The sequence below is a fragment of the Leptolyngbya sp. AN10 genome (assembly GCF_050565645.1).
GTDB lineage: Bacteria > Cyanobacteriota > Cyanobacteriia > Leptolyngbyales > Leptolyngbyaceae > Leptolyngbya.
The window spans coordinates 473847-488557 of sequence record NZ_JBNXVP010000001.1; the positions used below are offsets into that span (position 1 = coordinate 473847).

The window sequence follows — 14711 nt, forward strand, 5'->3', positions numbered from 1 at the left end:
CCTGCAACCCAAAGGGAACATCGGCTCAAACTCTACTGCCGAGAATTGTGGGATCTGCCGATTTGCAAGAAAGACACACTGAGAAATTGCCAGAGGTGGCTAAAACAACAACTACATCTAATGAGATCGCTTGTCCATCCTGCCAAAAACGACACCCGCGTGCGAATGTACAACATTAATCGCCACAGATGCCTTTACTTTTTAAGCTTTTTCTCTGGTGCTACTTAATTTAGAATCTAGAAAAAATCCAGTATCTACGTACCATGACAATCGTAAAAAACACTGAGAAAGTCATTAATCCTCTCCAGGAAAGCGCCCTCAATAAGAAGGGGTTATGCGACTACGTGATTAATGTGGCATCAGGTTGCTTGCACGGCTGCTCGTTTTGTTACGTTCCTTCAACTCCGGTCATTCGAGCCAGACAAAATCCGCTCAAAAGTAGTGGGATTGCTGATCCGCAGATGGATTGGGGAAATTATCTCTTGATTCGAGAAGGCATTCCTGAGAAATTAGAGAAAAAATTAAGCCGCAAACGCACCTGGCATTCCACGCCAGCCGGACGAGGCGTTGTTTTGTTATGCTCTGGCACTGACCCCTATCAAAATTTAGAGACAGCAGCAATTACTCGGCAAACTATCGAAATTTTGCTCAGATATAACAAGCGAGTACGAATCTTAACTCGCAGTCCGCTGTGGCTGAAAGACATTGATATTCTGTCTCATCCAAACGTAATTGTGGGAATGAGCTTACCCCACATGGACGATAAACTAAGTCGCCAGATAGAACCGAATGCACCCCCTCCCAGCATTCGATACAAAGCCCTTTTAGAGGGACACCAAGCAGGCTGCCGCATCTATGTAGCAATCGCCCCAACACCACCTCAGATGCGGTTCCCAGATTTTGTCGCACATCTTGAAAAACTGATGCAACTTAATCCGGAAGTTCTTTTCTGGGAGCCGATCAATGCACGAGGCAGTAATGGGAAACGAATGGAAAAAGCTGGCTTATCATTTGCAAATACTGTGATGGACAAACAATCCTGGGCAAGTTCCTTTGCTCAACAGTGGCATGAAATTGAATCCGCAGCAGAAAAAGTAGGCTGCATTCATCGACTACATATTTGGGCAGATGCTGAGTTAGAAGGGTTTGTCAATCTGGAAGTTTTACAGTCCTGGTGGTATCGCCCCACAGTAGAGAAATGGAGCGGTGTTGAGGCAGAGCAACCAGTTAATGCTGCTACTTTACAACAAAATAGCACTCAACTCCCACTTCTAGACAGGTAAAAAAGACAATGGTGCAACACACAGCAGAAACGTTGACCGCAATTAATTTCATCCAACAATACACTAGGATTGCTGTGGAATCAGATTATAAACTACCCGCTAACGATGAGTTTTCAATGTGGGCAGGAATCAGATTGCTTCAAGGAAGACTCACAGTCAATCCGACAATTGCTCATGCGGGAGATTTGCTGCATGAAGCTGGACATCTAGTAACTATGCCTCTAGAGCTACGTTGTTTGGCGACAGGAGAGCTAGGAACCGATGAAGATTTCAACGAGGCTCAATACGACCAAAAAGCAGAAACATTCTCCGATAACCCTGCATCTTTTTACAGAGGTGACGATGATGCAGCAACCTACTGGGCATTTGCGGCGTGCCGCAAAATCGGCTTGCCTGACCAACTACCGTTCGAGAAAGGTTATCCAGAAAATGAATGGATGGACTACCTTTTCGCTTGCCGCTCAGGAATTGGGTCTTCAATGGGATCACGGTTTAGCGTCCAGCTTTTTTATGCTGGACTACTCAAAAATAAGGGGGACGAATTTCCATTCATTTGGGACATCTTGAATCTTCCCATTCAGAAACTGCAAACCTCAACAGTAGTACGATAATCCAAATATTGACATTCTTCCTCCTAGAGTTTTTAAATCCCTATCAATGCTCAACAACAGTAGACTAAAGTACCCAGCGACCAATGAAAGTCAAAGAACATAGACTTTAAGTGCAGAACACAGCACTTCGAAAATTCTCGGTGAGAGCAATCAGAAAATCAACACAGAGAGTTACGGATAGCTTGGATTGCATAACAAGATAAGCAAACAACACTAACAGGTCAAATTAGCTTGGAGCAGCAAAACGATGGTAACTTTTCAAAACGGAATCGAGAGCGTGATTGAAACGTTAGGCAGAATCGAAGGAGAACGCTGGATTAAAAATCAGCGCGATCATTCAGACGGATACAAGGTCACAACTTTATTCAAGGCTTGGGAATGCTACCACAAAGAATATCCTGAATACTGCGAAAAAACGCCTAACGAATTCATCGATGTTCAACTTGTCAACTTAACTGGTGAATCGGTTATCTACGGCGAATCTGGCTACAATCGATACGCAGTTCGGATCTCCGGTGAAATCGTTTGTAGTCGCTACCACGTTTCAGGACACAAAATTAAAGCCGTGATCGATGAAGGAATTGCTTTTTACTAAGCTGAAGCAATCCCTTAAAGATTAACCTTCGGCGCTCGATCGTGCATCTTGAACTATTGGACACAATCTAGCTGTAGTCAAGTAAAACTAACAGGGATTGCCTTGTATCAACTGGACAAGCAGTAGAAATGAAAGTGCCCTAGAAGAGCAATCAATCGTACACCATTAAACCTGATTACTTTCAGCAGGAATTTATTGATATGACTTATGTCATTATTGGTTCACCAGGCACAGCACTAAGCGAGGAAATGGTATCTGAAATCCTCAATCGTGCAGGAGAGTATCACAGTCTTTTCTCGAATAACAATGCTTGTTCTAAAAACAAAGCCGTAGAAGATGGCATTTTAATTTTGGAATTTCTAGATAGTAGACAAGCGGAGGATTTTGTATCTGAAGTCGAAGCCTTAGAACCAGCTATTTCCGTCAACCTTCAGAGTACCAAAGCCTGATTAGCTGTGTTTCCTACAGCCCCAAGCAAAAGAAGCTTTAACGTCTTATCACAATGACCCCATCAGACAAAAAATTCCCCACTAAAAGCCACGCTCTAAGCTGGCTGCTTTCGCAGGTAAAGCCATGCGCTCTAAAACTTGGCGATGATAAGTTCGCATGGGGAAACCCTCCCAATCACATAACAGTCAGGTTAATTGCACCCCAGACCGTGGGACACTACACAACCCTGAAATTAGAAGTTTTTCGAGACGGCTATCTATTCAGCCAGTACACGATCGACATCACTGAGGAACAGTTCAAACAACCTCATAAGTACTGGCAAAACCCAAACTACAAAATTCTGGGAAACCAGCAGGAAACAGGGTGGTGGTGGGACAAGGAAGGTGAATTCTATCTTTACCCACCCAATCCCGATGTGGTTGCCACAGAGATTATGGTAATTCTCCAATTTCACTTTAATCCAGAGGAGCTAAACAGATGCAGGTTTTCCCTTGACGCTAAAACCCTACAACAAGTCGACCAGTGGTTTCAAGAAGGAGAACAACAGGCAGAACTCGACATTCTAAAAGCCAAATCAAGTGAAACAACTCCTTGCCCCTACCTGATTGACAGCGCCATACATTGGTGGAATCGAGGGTACAGGTACAAACAACGATTTCTCGAAAGAAATTCTTGAGGCAGCAGTTCGAGAGTCCGAGAGCAAAGCCCAAGACGCTGTGTTCAACGCGCTAACAAACGTGCCACGTTCTCTACTAGAAACCTAAATCGCTCAGACAGATGTAAAGAAGCACTTCTTTGCATCTGTCTGTCAAAATGACCCTACAGTTAGGAACCCAATCCCCGTTTCTCAACCGGCTGTTGAAGCCAAACCAAACCTCACTAAATTCCAAAATGAAAAACTACGTCGCAATTACCGTCACAGTCATAATCGCCGTTTTCTTGCTGCTGACAACACTGTCAGTCGTACAAATCAATCCAGGTGAAGTGGGCGTGATCACACAGCTAGGAAAAGTTGCCGAGAACACGCTACAACCGGGCATTCATATCATCACTCCAGTCGTTACACGAGTGAATCGAATTGAGACACGCATCCAACGGAGCGACACGCCAGCAGAAGCAAAAACCCACGATCTTCAAGACATCAACACAACGGTTGCGTTAAACTGGCACATCGACGGTAGAACCGCAAGTGGACTCTATCAAACGATCGGAAGTGAGCCAGAAGTTTTGCGTCGCATCATTGAACCCGCTGTAGAAGAAGTCATTAAGGCAGAATCAGCAAAAAATTCTGCAGAAGAAATTATCACCAATCGAGAAGGACTAAAACAAGCGATCGACGAATCGCTGACAGATCGATTGGCGCATTATGGAATTCAAGTTGATGATATCTCGCTAGTGGGAACAACGTTCCAGCCAGAATTTAACAACGCTGTCGAGCAAAAGCAGATTGCTCAACAGCAAGCACAGAAGGCGGTTTTCTTGGCTCAACAAGCAGAACAAGAAGCCGCAGCCCAAGTAAATCTGGCAAAAGGACAGGCGGAATCTCAAAGATTGATTCAAGCAACAATCACACCCGAAATCCTGCAACAGTCGGCTATCAAAAAATGGGATGGACACTTTCCAAATTATCTCGCGGGCAATGGGCAGTTACCACTCATCCAGATGGTGAAATAGCTAAGTCATTGGACTCGGACACTTTCGGTGAATGGCGTTCAAGGGAAACTCTGAACGCCATTCATGCTTGAAAAAGCGAAGTTTGCACGAATTCCGAGTACAGCTAAAACTTAGCGAAGTCGCCCAAGACGACTTTAAAAAAAACGCTCGTACAGCAATTGATGTGAAAAAAACTCACCGGACTTTCAGTATCATTCTCTGCAAAAAGTCCATCGGTCAACACTTCGATATATCAACAGAACCTGTGATCAGTTGATGTCACAGGCTTTTTGTCACAAGGCTTTAGTCCTCAAATCATCATGTTGACATTTGACCTTTCCCCGATCTTGAGTGACCTTACAGAATTTGCCAAAGCTCAACCAAATCGCACCGAGCTTTCTGTTCTAATCAAACAGTTATGTCTATATCTCAAATACTTTGATCGTCTACCAGAATTGCAAACTCTAGATGTTGCAGCCTTGATAGATGAACTGATCGAGACAAGAGAAAAACAAACAACACAATTTCTGCGCGATGAGCAACAAAGCGGAAGAACGATTTATGGGGAACCTCTAACACTGCAGCAACAAAGCGAAATTATGAACAAGCTTGCAGAAATTGAAGACGATCGCTCACGACTCAAGACCAAAATCGCCTCACTTATTTCAGCCGAAAAATCCCACCCATCTTAAAATTACGGCAGCAAGAATCAGTCAGAGCAATCATTCTGCACAAAATCCTTGAAATGATCCAACAGCATCAGTCTTCGCAGTAAAATTCTAGAAATCAAATCAATTCACTTCCTCAATATGAATCCACAACTTCCTCAGTCCGTTTCAGCCGAAACTGCTCAGCGTCTATTGTCCGAGTTCTTAGCGGCAAAAACTGTAATCGAATGGTTAAAAGACAAAAAGCTTCTAGACTCCGAACAGTCCACAGAAACACTGGCAAAAGAATATGCAGGACGGCTTAATCTTCACCGAGAATTTCTCGATCAGTTTCAAATTTAAACTAAATGTTGAGCGCATTTCTCATCTAAAACCCTAAATTTAGAGGGTCGGAGTCGAAGTTATAAGTAAGAAATCAACCAAAAAGACAACTAAGCGTAAAAAGCAAACGCCAGAATCAAGCATCAGAACCGATTGATCACTAATTCTGATGCCTAATCGCTGGTTAGGCTGTTCTTACTATGGCGCAATACCGCCATTTTCTCAATTGAGGCAGATCCATAAGCACTCGGCTATCGAATCACGACCAAGAGAATTGACGAGGACAACAATGAGCCAAATAGAAGAAATTAAACGTAAGGCAATTTCCAAAGGAGCAGTCGACGTAAGAATTGAATTTGTTAAACCATACATTAACTCGGATGGAACGATTAACCCAAAGATCGGAAACTTTTGGCGAATTGTTGCAGATCTAGGTGAAGGGCACGCTACCGCCATAGAAATGCATCAGGTGTCAATCGCTTTTGAGATCTTGCGATTTCAGACAACGTCACACTGTTCTAACTGAGAGTTAATGGGTTCTGCTCCATTTAGCAAAATTGCCTGCGTTAGTTTAGGTTTCGTTAAGAAGTGTTGTGTTAATTGCTGCTTGAGTGCCGCGTATGAAAACAAAAAGCATGAGAAAGCCATCACAAACGAGGAAAACTTGTAGTTTTCCTCTGGTAATCAATTGCAGCAGGATACAGGCTTTTAGAAATTTCCACCCAGTAGCGTGATTGTGCTGCAACCGAAGAAACTTCGCAACCAGGAACTCACGAACAGTGAGAAGCGACTAAACCGATTGATTTCAAAACAACGGGGGATCACCTCAACATCAAAAATCCACTCGCTCTCAATAAGATTGAGCAAGAAGTACAACGCTAACGGTCTACAAAAAAAGCAAGTGGCTTCAAGAAAGCTCCATCATCTTGCAGTTAGAATCCCTGCCATCCAAAAAAATGACCCTTTAAACTCATCCTCTGACCTATCATCCTGTAGATGCCATGCCAATCAACAAGGAAGCGCTGATTAGCGAGCTGCGGCAATATGCCTTGACTTATCATCGTGGCAAGGAATCCCAATTGCATCGACATCAGACTCTGAAGACAGTTATCGACTCGGTCATCGGGAAAATTCCAGATTACCCAGAGTTCACGCATGATCAAAACTATCCAAGTCGATCAATCTCGCATTTGGGTGACTGTAACTATCTTGTTAGCGAATACACTCGTGTAGCCGGACCTCTACCCAGTCTACTGTCTTGGAACGGCGTAATCTACCACTGCAGTGACGGCAACGAGTTCAAGCAGGCGCTAGCAGAAGCAAAAAAAGTTCATTGTCAACTCCAACACAACGCAATTTAGACCCTAAGTGTAAAGCGATAGTTACCAATCCACGCTAAATAGAAAAATCGCTTAATCGATGAAACCGCAGTCTCTCCACTCTCCCTGTTAAGTAACATCCTCAGCGGAATGATTTGCTCAAAAGCACATTGGACTTTAGTGCTAAGGAAAAACAAGCTCCACTGATCCAAAGAAACTCAAACGAAAAGCCAAGGATACCAACCAGAACAATTCAATCCAGGAGCCAATGAGCGATTTCCCTTCCACAATCAACGCAGCAACACCGAGTTCGATATCGAGATTCTATCGCTATGATGTGCTGCTGATTCTTACGCAATCTAAACTAAAAGAATTACGTCTTTCGATCGCAGCTTGGGAATATCTTTTTATTCGGCTTAAGCCGATGACGCGCACCCTTCACAAGAGTAAAATTGCGTTCTTCTGGAGTGAACAAATGTGGCATCGAGATCTAAGTTCACACTACGTTGAAATCGAGGATCAGCTAGAGAACTGGACAAGGGAAGCATCGAGTGAACTCTTGTTTGCGATGCTGCTCGAACGAATGCCAGACGAAAATGAGAAGTATGCAGCGATTTTGCAATCGGGTGAAGTACGGCTGGTTGATTCTCCAGTATATCGAGAGATAGGGGAAGTAGTAGAGTATGCCACTCACGTCCGCGAGTATGGATTAAGAAACGTACAAATCCTAGATGGCAACGGTGAAACGCTGTGTATTTTTGAGTCAAATATGCGGGGGTAGAAATGAGTAATCCACAGTTACCAAATGTTGATAACGAGCAAACTTTAGAACAGGAAGACATCGAGCCGTTTCAGAATCTTCAGACTGGCTCACAGGCAGAAGATGGCACAAAACAAAAACTCATCGCGTTCCTTAGAACCTTATATGTGTCAGCACCTGTTATTGTCACCTAATCTCTGCCGCAGCATAGAAACCGCCGTATAGTTCTAATACTGCTTGATCAACAGAAACTCATCCAAATAAAACCTCATGTCAATGACACTAGAACAACTCAAATCCAAAGTGCGTGAACTCGCGGCACAAACGAAAGATCCGAACATTATCGAGATCGTAGAACAGCAGATCCAAACCTGGAAACCAGAGCAAGCCAAACCAAAAGATAACTAGATTGTCAAGCACTCCCACCTTGTATCCATGAGGTGGGATGTGGCATAAAAATTTGAGGTTTTGCATCCTATCGCTACGTTGTAAATCGTGGCAGAACGCTATTCCTCCCGATTCTATAAACAAGCTTCCATCCGCGACTCGAATCTACCAAAATCTTGAACCCTACAACGCTTACCTTTAATGAGACCCAACTGGCTCCGCCCTGGCGTTATTGTTTATCTCCCGGCTCGAAAGACCTTGTTGAAAATTCAGCATCTCAATGCCGACCAAAGCGCTGTAGCCCTACAAGGTGAGTGGGTACCGGTTACTCAAGTTGTCCGTGCCACCCAAGCCCATCTGCGACGGTCAACACGTTACGTTGATCAGCGTGAATTCACAATCACATCCGCAAGTTGGGGAGTTACGATTAGCAACGGACACAAATCGAGAGACATTGTATTGAGATCACTAGCTTCTAAGAAGTAGCTAGACCTATTTAAAACCTACTAAATTTGGCTGAAGGAAGAATGCAACCCGATTTCTGGAGTAGAGAGTTGGTCTACTTGAAGCAAGAAGTTGCCCGCTCAGTTAGCTCTTGAGGACGCTTGTGCCCGTTGTGAACTGAATTTTAACGAACTGACAGGGTGGAAAACAGATCGCTTTCAAACATGAATGTCTGCCTAACAACACTACCAAATCTAGGAAGAAAAAATGACGCTCGAACAAGCACAAAAAATTGCAGGAAATCCTACATCGTATTCCGCAAAGGAACGAGCGCAGGCGCTCGCCGTTCTAACGGCTGAAAAAGCACGTCAAACGGATACATTGATTTCGCGCTCCGAAAACTGAGAACACGGTCAGACCACTGAATTTCAGTAATATACAAGTACAGAACAATTGGAGTAAAACCTGATGCAACCTACCGATGAAGTGGCGTTAAAAACCTTTCTGATCGCACTCGATCAGATCGAACCACCGATCGCAGAGAAAGATTATGCCAAAATTAATCAGATTGGAATTGCAGTCGCTCAAAACCGCTTCGAGCAAGCGATCTCCCTCATTCTCGATCTGACTCAGGACTATCCGCAGCTCCGTGAGCGATATGAAACGGCGCAACGACAGCTAAAACCCCCATACCGTTCACGGGATCTATCAAAAGCTGCAGTCACTACATTACAAAAAACTGGAGCAGAGTTTGAACAAGCCGCAATCGTTCTTCTCACTGGGTTTGAGTATCCCTCGTCCCGTCTTCTTACCGAGGATTCCACTCACTCTCAACAACCAGACTTCTGGGAGAAGGGTGACCGTGTGATTGCGATTGTCGCCGGAGGCGCAGGAATCGGCGGAATGATTGGACAAATTCCAGGCGCACTGATTGGGGGAACTTTGGCTGCCATCTTTGGTGTATATACAAGTTTGCCTAAAAAGGCGGTCAAAAAATAGCATCACAGCGACAATCCGAAATATGCGAATGGCGTAAAACACCAAATCAGTCACCGCACTGTTCAAAATTTCGCTCATTGATCGCATTTAACAGATATTCTTGCAAGTCAATCGGTTACCTTCTCATTCATCCCGCTATTACGCCTAGCCCTGCCTACGCCCAGAACTAAAACAGCAATAAAATCAAATATCTATGCTCCTACCAGAGCGAGACTCTGCGTTGTTGTTATCCAACCTTAACCCAAAAGAGGTAGAAGAAATGAACTGGCTGAGATTAATGATTAGAAAACTTGGAATCGAGAGCGATTCTCACGGTTACAAGCACCAGCAACATGAAGAAGCAATCGCACAGGAACACGAAACCAGATATGAAATCGCACAAGCCTATATCAATACTGCCAAGGCATCTCGTGAAGAATCATTTAAACGCTACGAAGCAGAAGCCAAAGAAATCTTTAAGCATTGGTTGATGACCAGATTCTCGATCGATCAGAATCAGTCTGAACAACTCATTGAGGATTCAGACCAGGCTAAATTCCTGTATCTTAATGCACTTCGCTCTGGAATTAAAGTATATGAAGACTGCCCTATCAGCGGACTCGATGGTACTTTTTCCTGGAAATCAACTATGCGAGGAGAAAACACCGTAGAAATTGTGGACGGCATCCTTCGAGGAAAATGGAATTCAAGTAAAAGTGTAAACCTGTAACAGTGTAGATTACCGATCCTACACCTTAATGAGCCGAAACCTGGAGACTTTAAAGCACAATGAAAGTTCTCGCTCTCATCCAAACGAACGAACCCGATAGCCTCCAAGAAATTGAGTTTGAGATCGCTGACACCGCAGCTGAAGAAGAAATTGAAAAGCGAATTCTCAGTCTGGCAGGACTGACCCCAGAAGACGCTTACGAAATGAAGTGGGAATTCCCTAAATCTCGTTTCCGATGAACTTATTTCTCATTGTGGCGGAAAGCGGATAAGCGATGCCTGGGCGCGTCGATCTCCACGTCAACCAATGGCGCAGGGGGACTGCTCGTTTCATACAATGTTGCCCCTTCAAATCGCACATCGCCAGATCACTGCTGGCGCTGAAACCCACAGCAATTTGAAGATTACCGTAATCTAAAATCACACCAGGAATCACACCAGAGTATATGGACTAAACTTCATTTTCAGATCAATTGGAGAAACACCAATGAGTTTAGCTAAAGATCTAAACACAACCGCAAAGATTTTCATATTCGGTAGCTTGATTGCACTGACCGTGACAGGAACTGGAATGGTACGAGATCGGGTAGCCCAACAACCCGCTCATGAAGGGCAAGAGCAGGAAAACGCCACCGTGATTGCTCAGAAGCGAGCACATCTCCGTGTGCCAAAGGCATCGTCGATGATTGAAGCAATCAAATTGCTCAAAACAATAGACGGAAAGATCGAGCAGGCAGAAAAAACAGTCGATGAGCATCAGGCAACCTTACCCAAAAACGATAACCCAGCAACCGATCGATTTCTACCCTTTGATGTCAAAAAGATGACCCAGGCACAAGTGCAGAAGAACAACCGGTTGATAGGCGTTCTCAATGATTTAATCATCAAACGCGATCGCCAGCGCACTCAACTTAAAAGTGAGGCTCAGGCAAATCCAAAAGCGATTACGCCTGAGATTCAAACGTACATTGATAACCTGGCACAGTGAGTACCGGTTGCCTCGGACATTGAAACTTCTGGAGCAGCAATCGGGCTTAACGATAATATCCAACATCGAAAACAGTAGCGTCTCGAAAGAGTCACAATTAACCAACAGTGATACCCCAAATTACCTATCCACGAGTCAACTTAGAAACGTCATCATGGACAATGAATTAACGCTGAAAGAGGCTCAAGCAATCGGATCAACCCAATACAGCCCTGTTAAAGAAGCACTTTTTCAGATCAGCACGGCAGGCTATCAGTTCAGCCCAAAAGAAGAAAGTCAATTCAGAACCGACTTTCAAACTTGGATCAGTTCACACTCAAAAGAAGAAAGCGATCAAGCCCGAGATCATATGCAACAGTTACTAGAGCAAAAAGGCTGTCCACCTATCTACAGCGAATCTCTACTTGGAAAACCCATTCGTGAAATCATCATTGATCGAATGGATCGCTACTAAGTGTGAAGCCCAAGGCAAAGGAACGAAAAGGCTGCTGCCGCACCTCCTGAGAAAGTGTATAGATCGAAGTAAAAAAAACGTTCGCCCCTGTAACTAACGGAAACACACCATGACTCTTGAAATAACCGTCACGGAAGACAACATCTTTGAAGCATTTGAAACGCTAACAAAGCATTTCTACGGTGAAGAAGTCGAAATCACAATCGATTACAGATGCAGCACTCGAATCACATCGCTTGAGCTGCAGGGATATCGCCAGATCACCATCGCCACGACGGAGTCGTGCTTTGATATTTTGACTGGAGATAATATCTTAGTTGATGAGCGTCATTTCGTCGTCGATGGTTATTCACGGAACTTTCACCTTGTCGCTCGAAAATCAGCGGCGCTTGAGAAGTTGGTTCATCAGAAGACAACAGAACGTGGATCAGACCCCAATTCCTGGCAGCTACAAATTGAGAATCGCTGCGCCCGTATCGAACACAGCGGCGATCAGAGTAGCGCAAAAAGAAAGACAACCGTGCTCGATTTTGGTTCTTTTATCACCCCGAAACTGCCACAAATTAGCTTCATCGATCGCCATCTTGCGATTGACATCGAATCGATCGGAGTAGATGAAACAGCAGGCGAGGCAGAAAATCAAGACGCTTGATAGCCCGTCTATAGCATGATACAAACGCGCAAGCGCGACTGAAACCTCTACACCAGCAGCCCAAAACTTAAGAACTTTGGCTATTCAGAAACTACTGTTGAAATTCAAGACTGAGACTTAAACGTGAAAATCAAAACAGTGTGGTCACAAAACGGGAATGGTTCGCTAAACAAAATTGGACGATGCGAAATATCTGGAAGGTTCATCAAAACAATCAGATCTTTAAACGGAGAATTTGTTCTAGATCCGATGAGATTACTGGTTTACAGCAAGAGCAGGCATCAAAAAGGAGTTCTATATCGAGGAATTTTGCTTCAAGGGGCAAGTCACTTGTGCTTTAGGTTTCTAAATCTTGTTTTTGAGCCAGTCTCAGAGCAAGCCCGTCAGCAACAGTAAATTCTGAGTGCCAGAATTTACTGTTGCTGAGTTGGATCGAATTGGGCATATCCGCATATTGCGCTAACTGGCACATCAGAACGAGGTTGCAATCTATGTAACCTCACCATCCTTCACTCTCGTGACGAGCGAGCTTACTCATGCCACTGGTTAAGGTGGAGATGAACGCGCCCAGGACTCGACATACGCCTCTAACACCCAATATTCACCACGACATCAAATAAAGTTATGGGAAGCTATACCGCAGTCTGCTGGCTCACTCGCGCCCCGATTCACGAGGGCGATCGCGCCTGCGCCATTATTCTGGAACGCCGACTGTCCGACTATTACTTCACGCCCCGCGCCGATTCCCTCTTTGTTCCCCGCAGCATTTTTGCTCAGGGAAAATATAACAGCTACGGCTGGCTATCACTCGATGCGAACCAGCCAGAATTTCAAACGTTCTTGGAGAAATTACCGCAAGATCCAACTCAGCCCGCTAGCTATGGAATTCGCAAAGCGCTGAAACAAGCTAGCCTAAACAGAAATGAGAATAACAGCAAAGACCAACCGTTGACGATCGCGCTTGTGACCGAAGCCGCGCTCAACGAAGTTCGATATCAATTTCCCACAGATGATCTCGCTCCGTTCGTAACCGCGCTAGAAACGGCAAAAACAGAGCGAGATACTCTCACGAGAGCCGCTGACGACTGGTTAGAAGCCAGCGAACGAGTGCGCCAGCACCGAGATGCACTCATCACTCAGCTATTTCCGGCATCTGACTTCCCCACACTCATTTTCCAGGATTTACTCGAACTCCTTCACCTCTCGTTCGATCAGCAAGAAGCAATCCTGCTTCAACCCAGATGGTTAGAAGTGCTCGCCACCGTGGGAGCGTTCTACAGCTACCATCAGCAGTATCTCTGGCATCCGGTGTGCGAACCCATGCACGCAGTTGAACCGGAACGGTTCAACTTCAATGCCTATATTGCACTAACACAAGAACGCTGTTGGATTGCAGCGCAAACCCAACGCGCCGCTTTACAGGAGCAAACCGAACGTGGAGACGGAGATACAGTGATTCGCTGCCAAATCCAAACCGCCGATGGACTCGTCTCGCTCAAAGTGAATGCATTTGATTTTCTGCAAGTCCTGAGTGAAACCCCAGAAGGCGAGACGAATGATGCCTACTTCGAGCAGATTCTCCAAAACCCCAACCACCCGGATCTAGTAAGACAACTATTCGAGTCTGACCTGTCCGCACAAAGTCAAGATTGGCTCTGGTCACAGGAATACGTGCGGCGCAGTCGCACGCCCATCTTTGGCAGATTCGACCTGGATGATCTCAAATCATACGTTTACTTTTTCCATCCAGAACTGGCTGAACGCATAGGAATAACGTATGACAACTTGGTAAGAACAGAATGAGTAGCCCGACGACCAGCAAAACCGTTCATGCCAGTTTTTCCAAGTGGATTATTCACTTGGAAAGTATCCGCGACCGGGCACCGATGCCCGCAGCCCTGCGGGATCGCACCAAAGCATCGGGCAAACACCACTTCACTATGACCCAAGATTTAATCACCGAACGACCAACCCGCACTACCTACGGAACCCTTTGCTTTCAGGCTTACAGCTTCAATCCAACCTGTAATCGAGTTCGCATTGCTGGAGACTTTATCGGCGAATGGGCGGGCGACGACGCGATCGATGAAGTTTGGGAAGAACTTAACCCCTGGTCATGGGAAGACCCCGATGAGTTTCCAACCACCCAACAAGAATGGAGCGAATACCTAGAATTTTGCGCGGCTGACCTAGTGCGACGATTTGAAGCGCAAATTACAGCCGCCCGGTCGCCGCTCCAAACCTTAACGCAGCAGTGGTTCGATCGACATCGATCTGCCCCGTCTCCCGAATGGCTGCTCGATCGATTTCCCAAACTGCACTTCACTCGGGCAGATCAGCAGTTCAAGCAGCGCGTCGTTACCATTGTTCTATCGTATTTTGAACAACAGTCTCAGCAGCTTCGCCTGTTCTAGGACCA

22 protein-coding genes are annotated in these 14711 nt (G+C 45.1%); 21 read left to right on the plus strand and 1 reads right to left on the minus strand.

What is annotated here, in order from left to right; translation table 11 throughout:
• Positions 1–263: 263 nt before the first annotated feature.
• From ACQ4M5_RS02440 to ACQ4M5_RS02530, 19 genes are all read left to right on the plus strand, one after another.
• Positions 264–1283, plus strand: coding sequence for an SPL family radical SAM protein (locus ACQ4M5_RS02440; protein ID WP_430674023.1), 1020 nt, complete (start codon positions 264–266; stop codon positions 1281–1283).
• Between the two features lie 8 nt (positions 1284–1291).
• Positions 1292–1894, plus strand: a complete 603-nt coding sequence (locus ACQ4M5_RS02445; protein ID WP_430674024.1) for a hypothetical protein — start codon at positions 1292–1294, stop codon at positions 1892–1894.
• A gap of 247 nt (positions 1895–2141) precedes the next feature.
• Positions 2142–2489 (plus strand): hypothetical protein, encoded by a 348-nt coding sequence (locus ACQ4M5_RS02450; protein WP_430674025.1) that lies wholly within the window; start codon positions 2142–2144, stop codon positions 2487–2489.
• 200 nt (positions 2490–2689) lie between these two features.
• A complete protein-coding gene (locus ACQ4M5_RS02455; protein ID WP_430674026.1) occupies positions 2690–2938 on the plus strand; it encodes a hypothetical protein in 249 nt (82 codons plus the stop codon).
• A gap of 209 nt (positions 2939–3147) precedes the next feature.
• Positions 3148–3615 carry a hypothetical protein gene (locus ACQ4M5_RS02460; RefSeq protein WP_430674027.1) on the plus strand — a complete coding sequence of 156 codons (468 nt, stop codon included), beginning with the start codon at positions 3148–3150 and terminating at the stop codon, positions 3613–3615.
• Positions 3616–3830: 215 nt separating this feature from the next.
• On the plus strand, positions 3831–4613 hold the full coding sequence (locus ACQ4M5_RS02465; RefSeq protein ID WP_430674028.1) for a prohibitin family protein: 783 nt from the start codon (positions 3831–3833) through the stop codon (positions 4611–4613).
• A 299-nt stretch (positions 4614–4912) separates the two neighbouring features.
• Complete coding sequence (locus ACQ4M5_RS02470) at positions 4913–5284, plus strand: hypothetical protein (protein ID WP_430674029.1); 372 nt, start codon at positions 4913–4915, stop codon at positions 5282–5284.
• 117 nt (positions 5285–5401) lie between these two features.
• The gene (locus ACQ4M5_RS02475; protein ID WP_430674030.1) at positions 5402–5602 is read left to right on the plus strand and encodes a hypothetical protein; all 201 of its coding nucleotides are present in this window, start codon (positions 5402–5404) and stop codon (positions 5600–5602) included.
• Positions 5603–6582: 980 nt separating this feature from the next.
• Entirely contained in the window at positions 6583–6942 is a 360-nt protein-coding gene (locus ACQ4M5_RS02480; protein ID WP_430674031.1) for a hypothetical protein, read from the plus strand.
• Positions 6943–7168: 226 nt separating this feature from the next.
• Positions 7169–7681: a hypothetical protein gene (locus ACQ4M5_RS02485; protein WP_430674032.1), complete on the plus strand. Its 513-nt coding sequence runs from the start codon at positions 7169–7171 to the stop codon at positions 7679–7681.
• Between the two features lie 2 nt (positions 7682–7683).
• A complete protein-coding gene (locus ACQ4M5_RS02490; protein WP_430674033.1) occupies positions 7684–7854 on the plus strand; it encodes a hypothetical protein in 171 nt (56 codons plus the stop codon).
• Between the two features lie 76 nt (positions 7855–7930).
• Positions 7931–8068 carry a hypothetical protein gene (locus tag ACQ4M5_RS02495; RefSeq protein ID WP_430674034.1) on the plus strand — a complete coding sequence of 46 codons (138 nt, stop codon included), beginning with the start codon at positions 7931–7933 and terminating at the stop codon, positions 8066–8068.
• 690 nt (positions 8069–8758) lie between these two features.
• Entirely contained in the window at positions 8759–8896 is a 138-nt protein-coding gene (locus ACQ4M5_RS02500) for a hypothetical protein (protein WP_430674035.1), read from the plus strand.
• A gap of 63 nt (positions 8897–8959) precedes the next feature.
• A complete protein-coding gene (locus ACQ4M5_RS02505) occupies positions 8960–9490 on the plus strand; it encodes a hypothetical protein (RefSeq protein ID WP_430674036.1) in 531 nt (176 codons plus the stop codon).
• Between the two features lie 277 nt (positions 9491–9767).
• The gene (locus ACQ4M5_RS02510; RefSeq protein ID WP_430674037.1) at positions 9768–10199 is read left to right on the plus strand and encodes a hypothetical protein; all 432 of its coding nucleotides are present in this window, start codon (positions 9768–9770) and stop codon (positions 10197–10199) included.
• Positions 10200–10258: 59 nt separating this feature from the next.
• Positions 10259–10438: a hypothetical protein gene (locus tag ACQ4M5_RS02515; protein WP_430674038.1), complete on the plus strand. Its 180-nt coding sequence runs from the start codon at positions 10259–10261 to the stop codon at positions 10436–10438.
• 247 nt (positions 10439–10685) lie between these two features.
• Complete coding sequence (locus ACQ4M5_RS02520) at positions 10686–11186, plus strand: hypothetical protein (protein ID WP_430674039.1); 501 nt, start codon at positions 10686–10688, stop codon at positions 11184–11186.
• A 154-nt stretch (positions 11187–11340) separates the two neighbouring features.
• Entirely contained in the window at positions 11341–11640 is a 300-nt protein-coding gene (locus ACQ4M5_RS02525) for a hypothetical protein (protein WP_430674040.1), read from the plus strand.
• Between the two features lie 109 nt (positions 11641–11749).
• A complete protein-coding gene (locus ACQ4M5_RS02530; RefSeq protein ID WP_430674041.1) occupies positions 11750–12292 on the plus strand; it encodes a hypothetical protein in 543 nt (180 codons plus the stop codon).
• A gap of 337 nt (positions 12293–12629) precedes the next feature.
• Here ACQ4M5_RS02530 and ACQ4M5_RS02535 read toward each other — a convergent pair whose 3' ends face one another.
• Positions 12630–12764 carry a hypothetical protein gene (locus ACQ4M5_RS02535; RefSeq protein WP_430674042.1) on the minus strand — a complete coding sequence of 45 codons (135 nt, stop codon included), beginning with the start codon at positions 12762–12764 and terminating at the stop codon, positions 12630–12632.
• Positions 12765–12916: 152 nt separating this feature from the next.
• Here ACQ4M5_RS02535 and ACQ4M5_RS02540 point away from each other — a divergent pair, with 152 nt between their 5' ends.
• Positions 12917–14095 (plus strand): hypothetical protein, encoded by a 1179-nt coding sequence (locus ACQ4M5_RS02540; protein WP_430674043.1) that lies wholly within the window; start codon positions 12917–12919, stop codon positions 14093–14095.
• Positions 14092–14706: a hypothetical protein gene (locus ACQ4M5_RS02545; protein ID WP_430674044.1), complete on the plus strand. Its 615-nt coding sequence runs from the start codon at positions 14092–14094 to the stop codon at positions 14704–14706. The genes ACQ4M5_RS02540 and ACQ4M5_RS02545 overlap by 4 nt, the downstream gene beginning before the upstream one ends.
• The last annotated feature ends 5 nt before the right edge of the window (positions 14707–14711 follow it).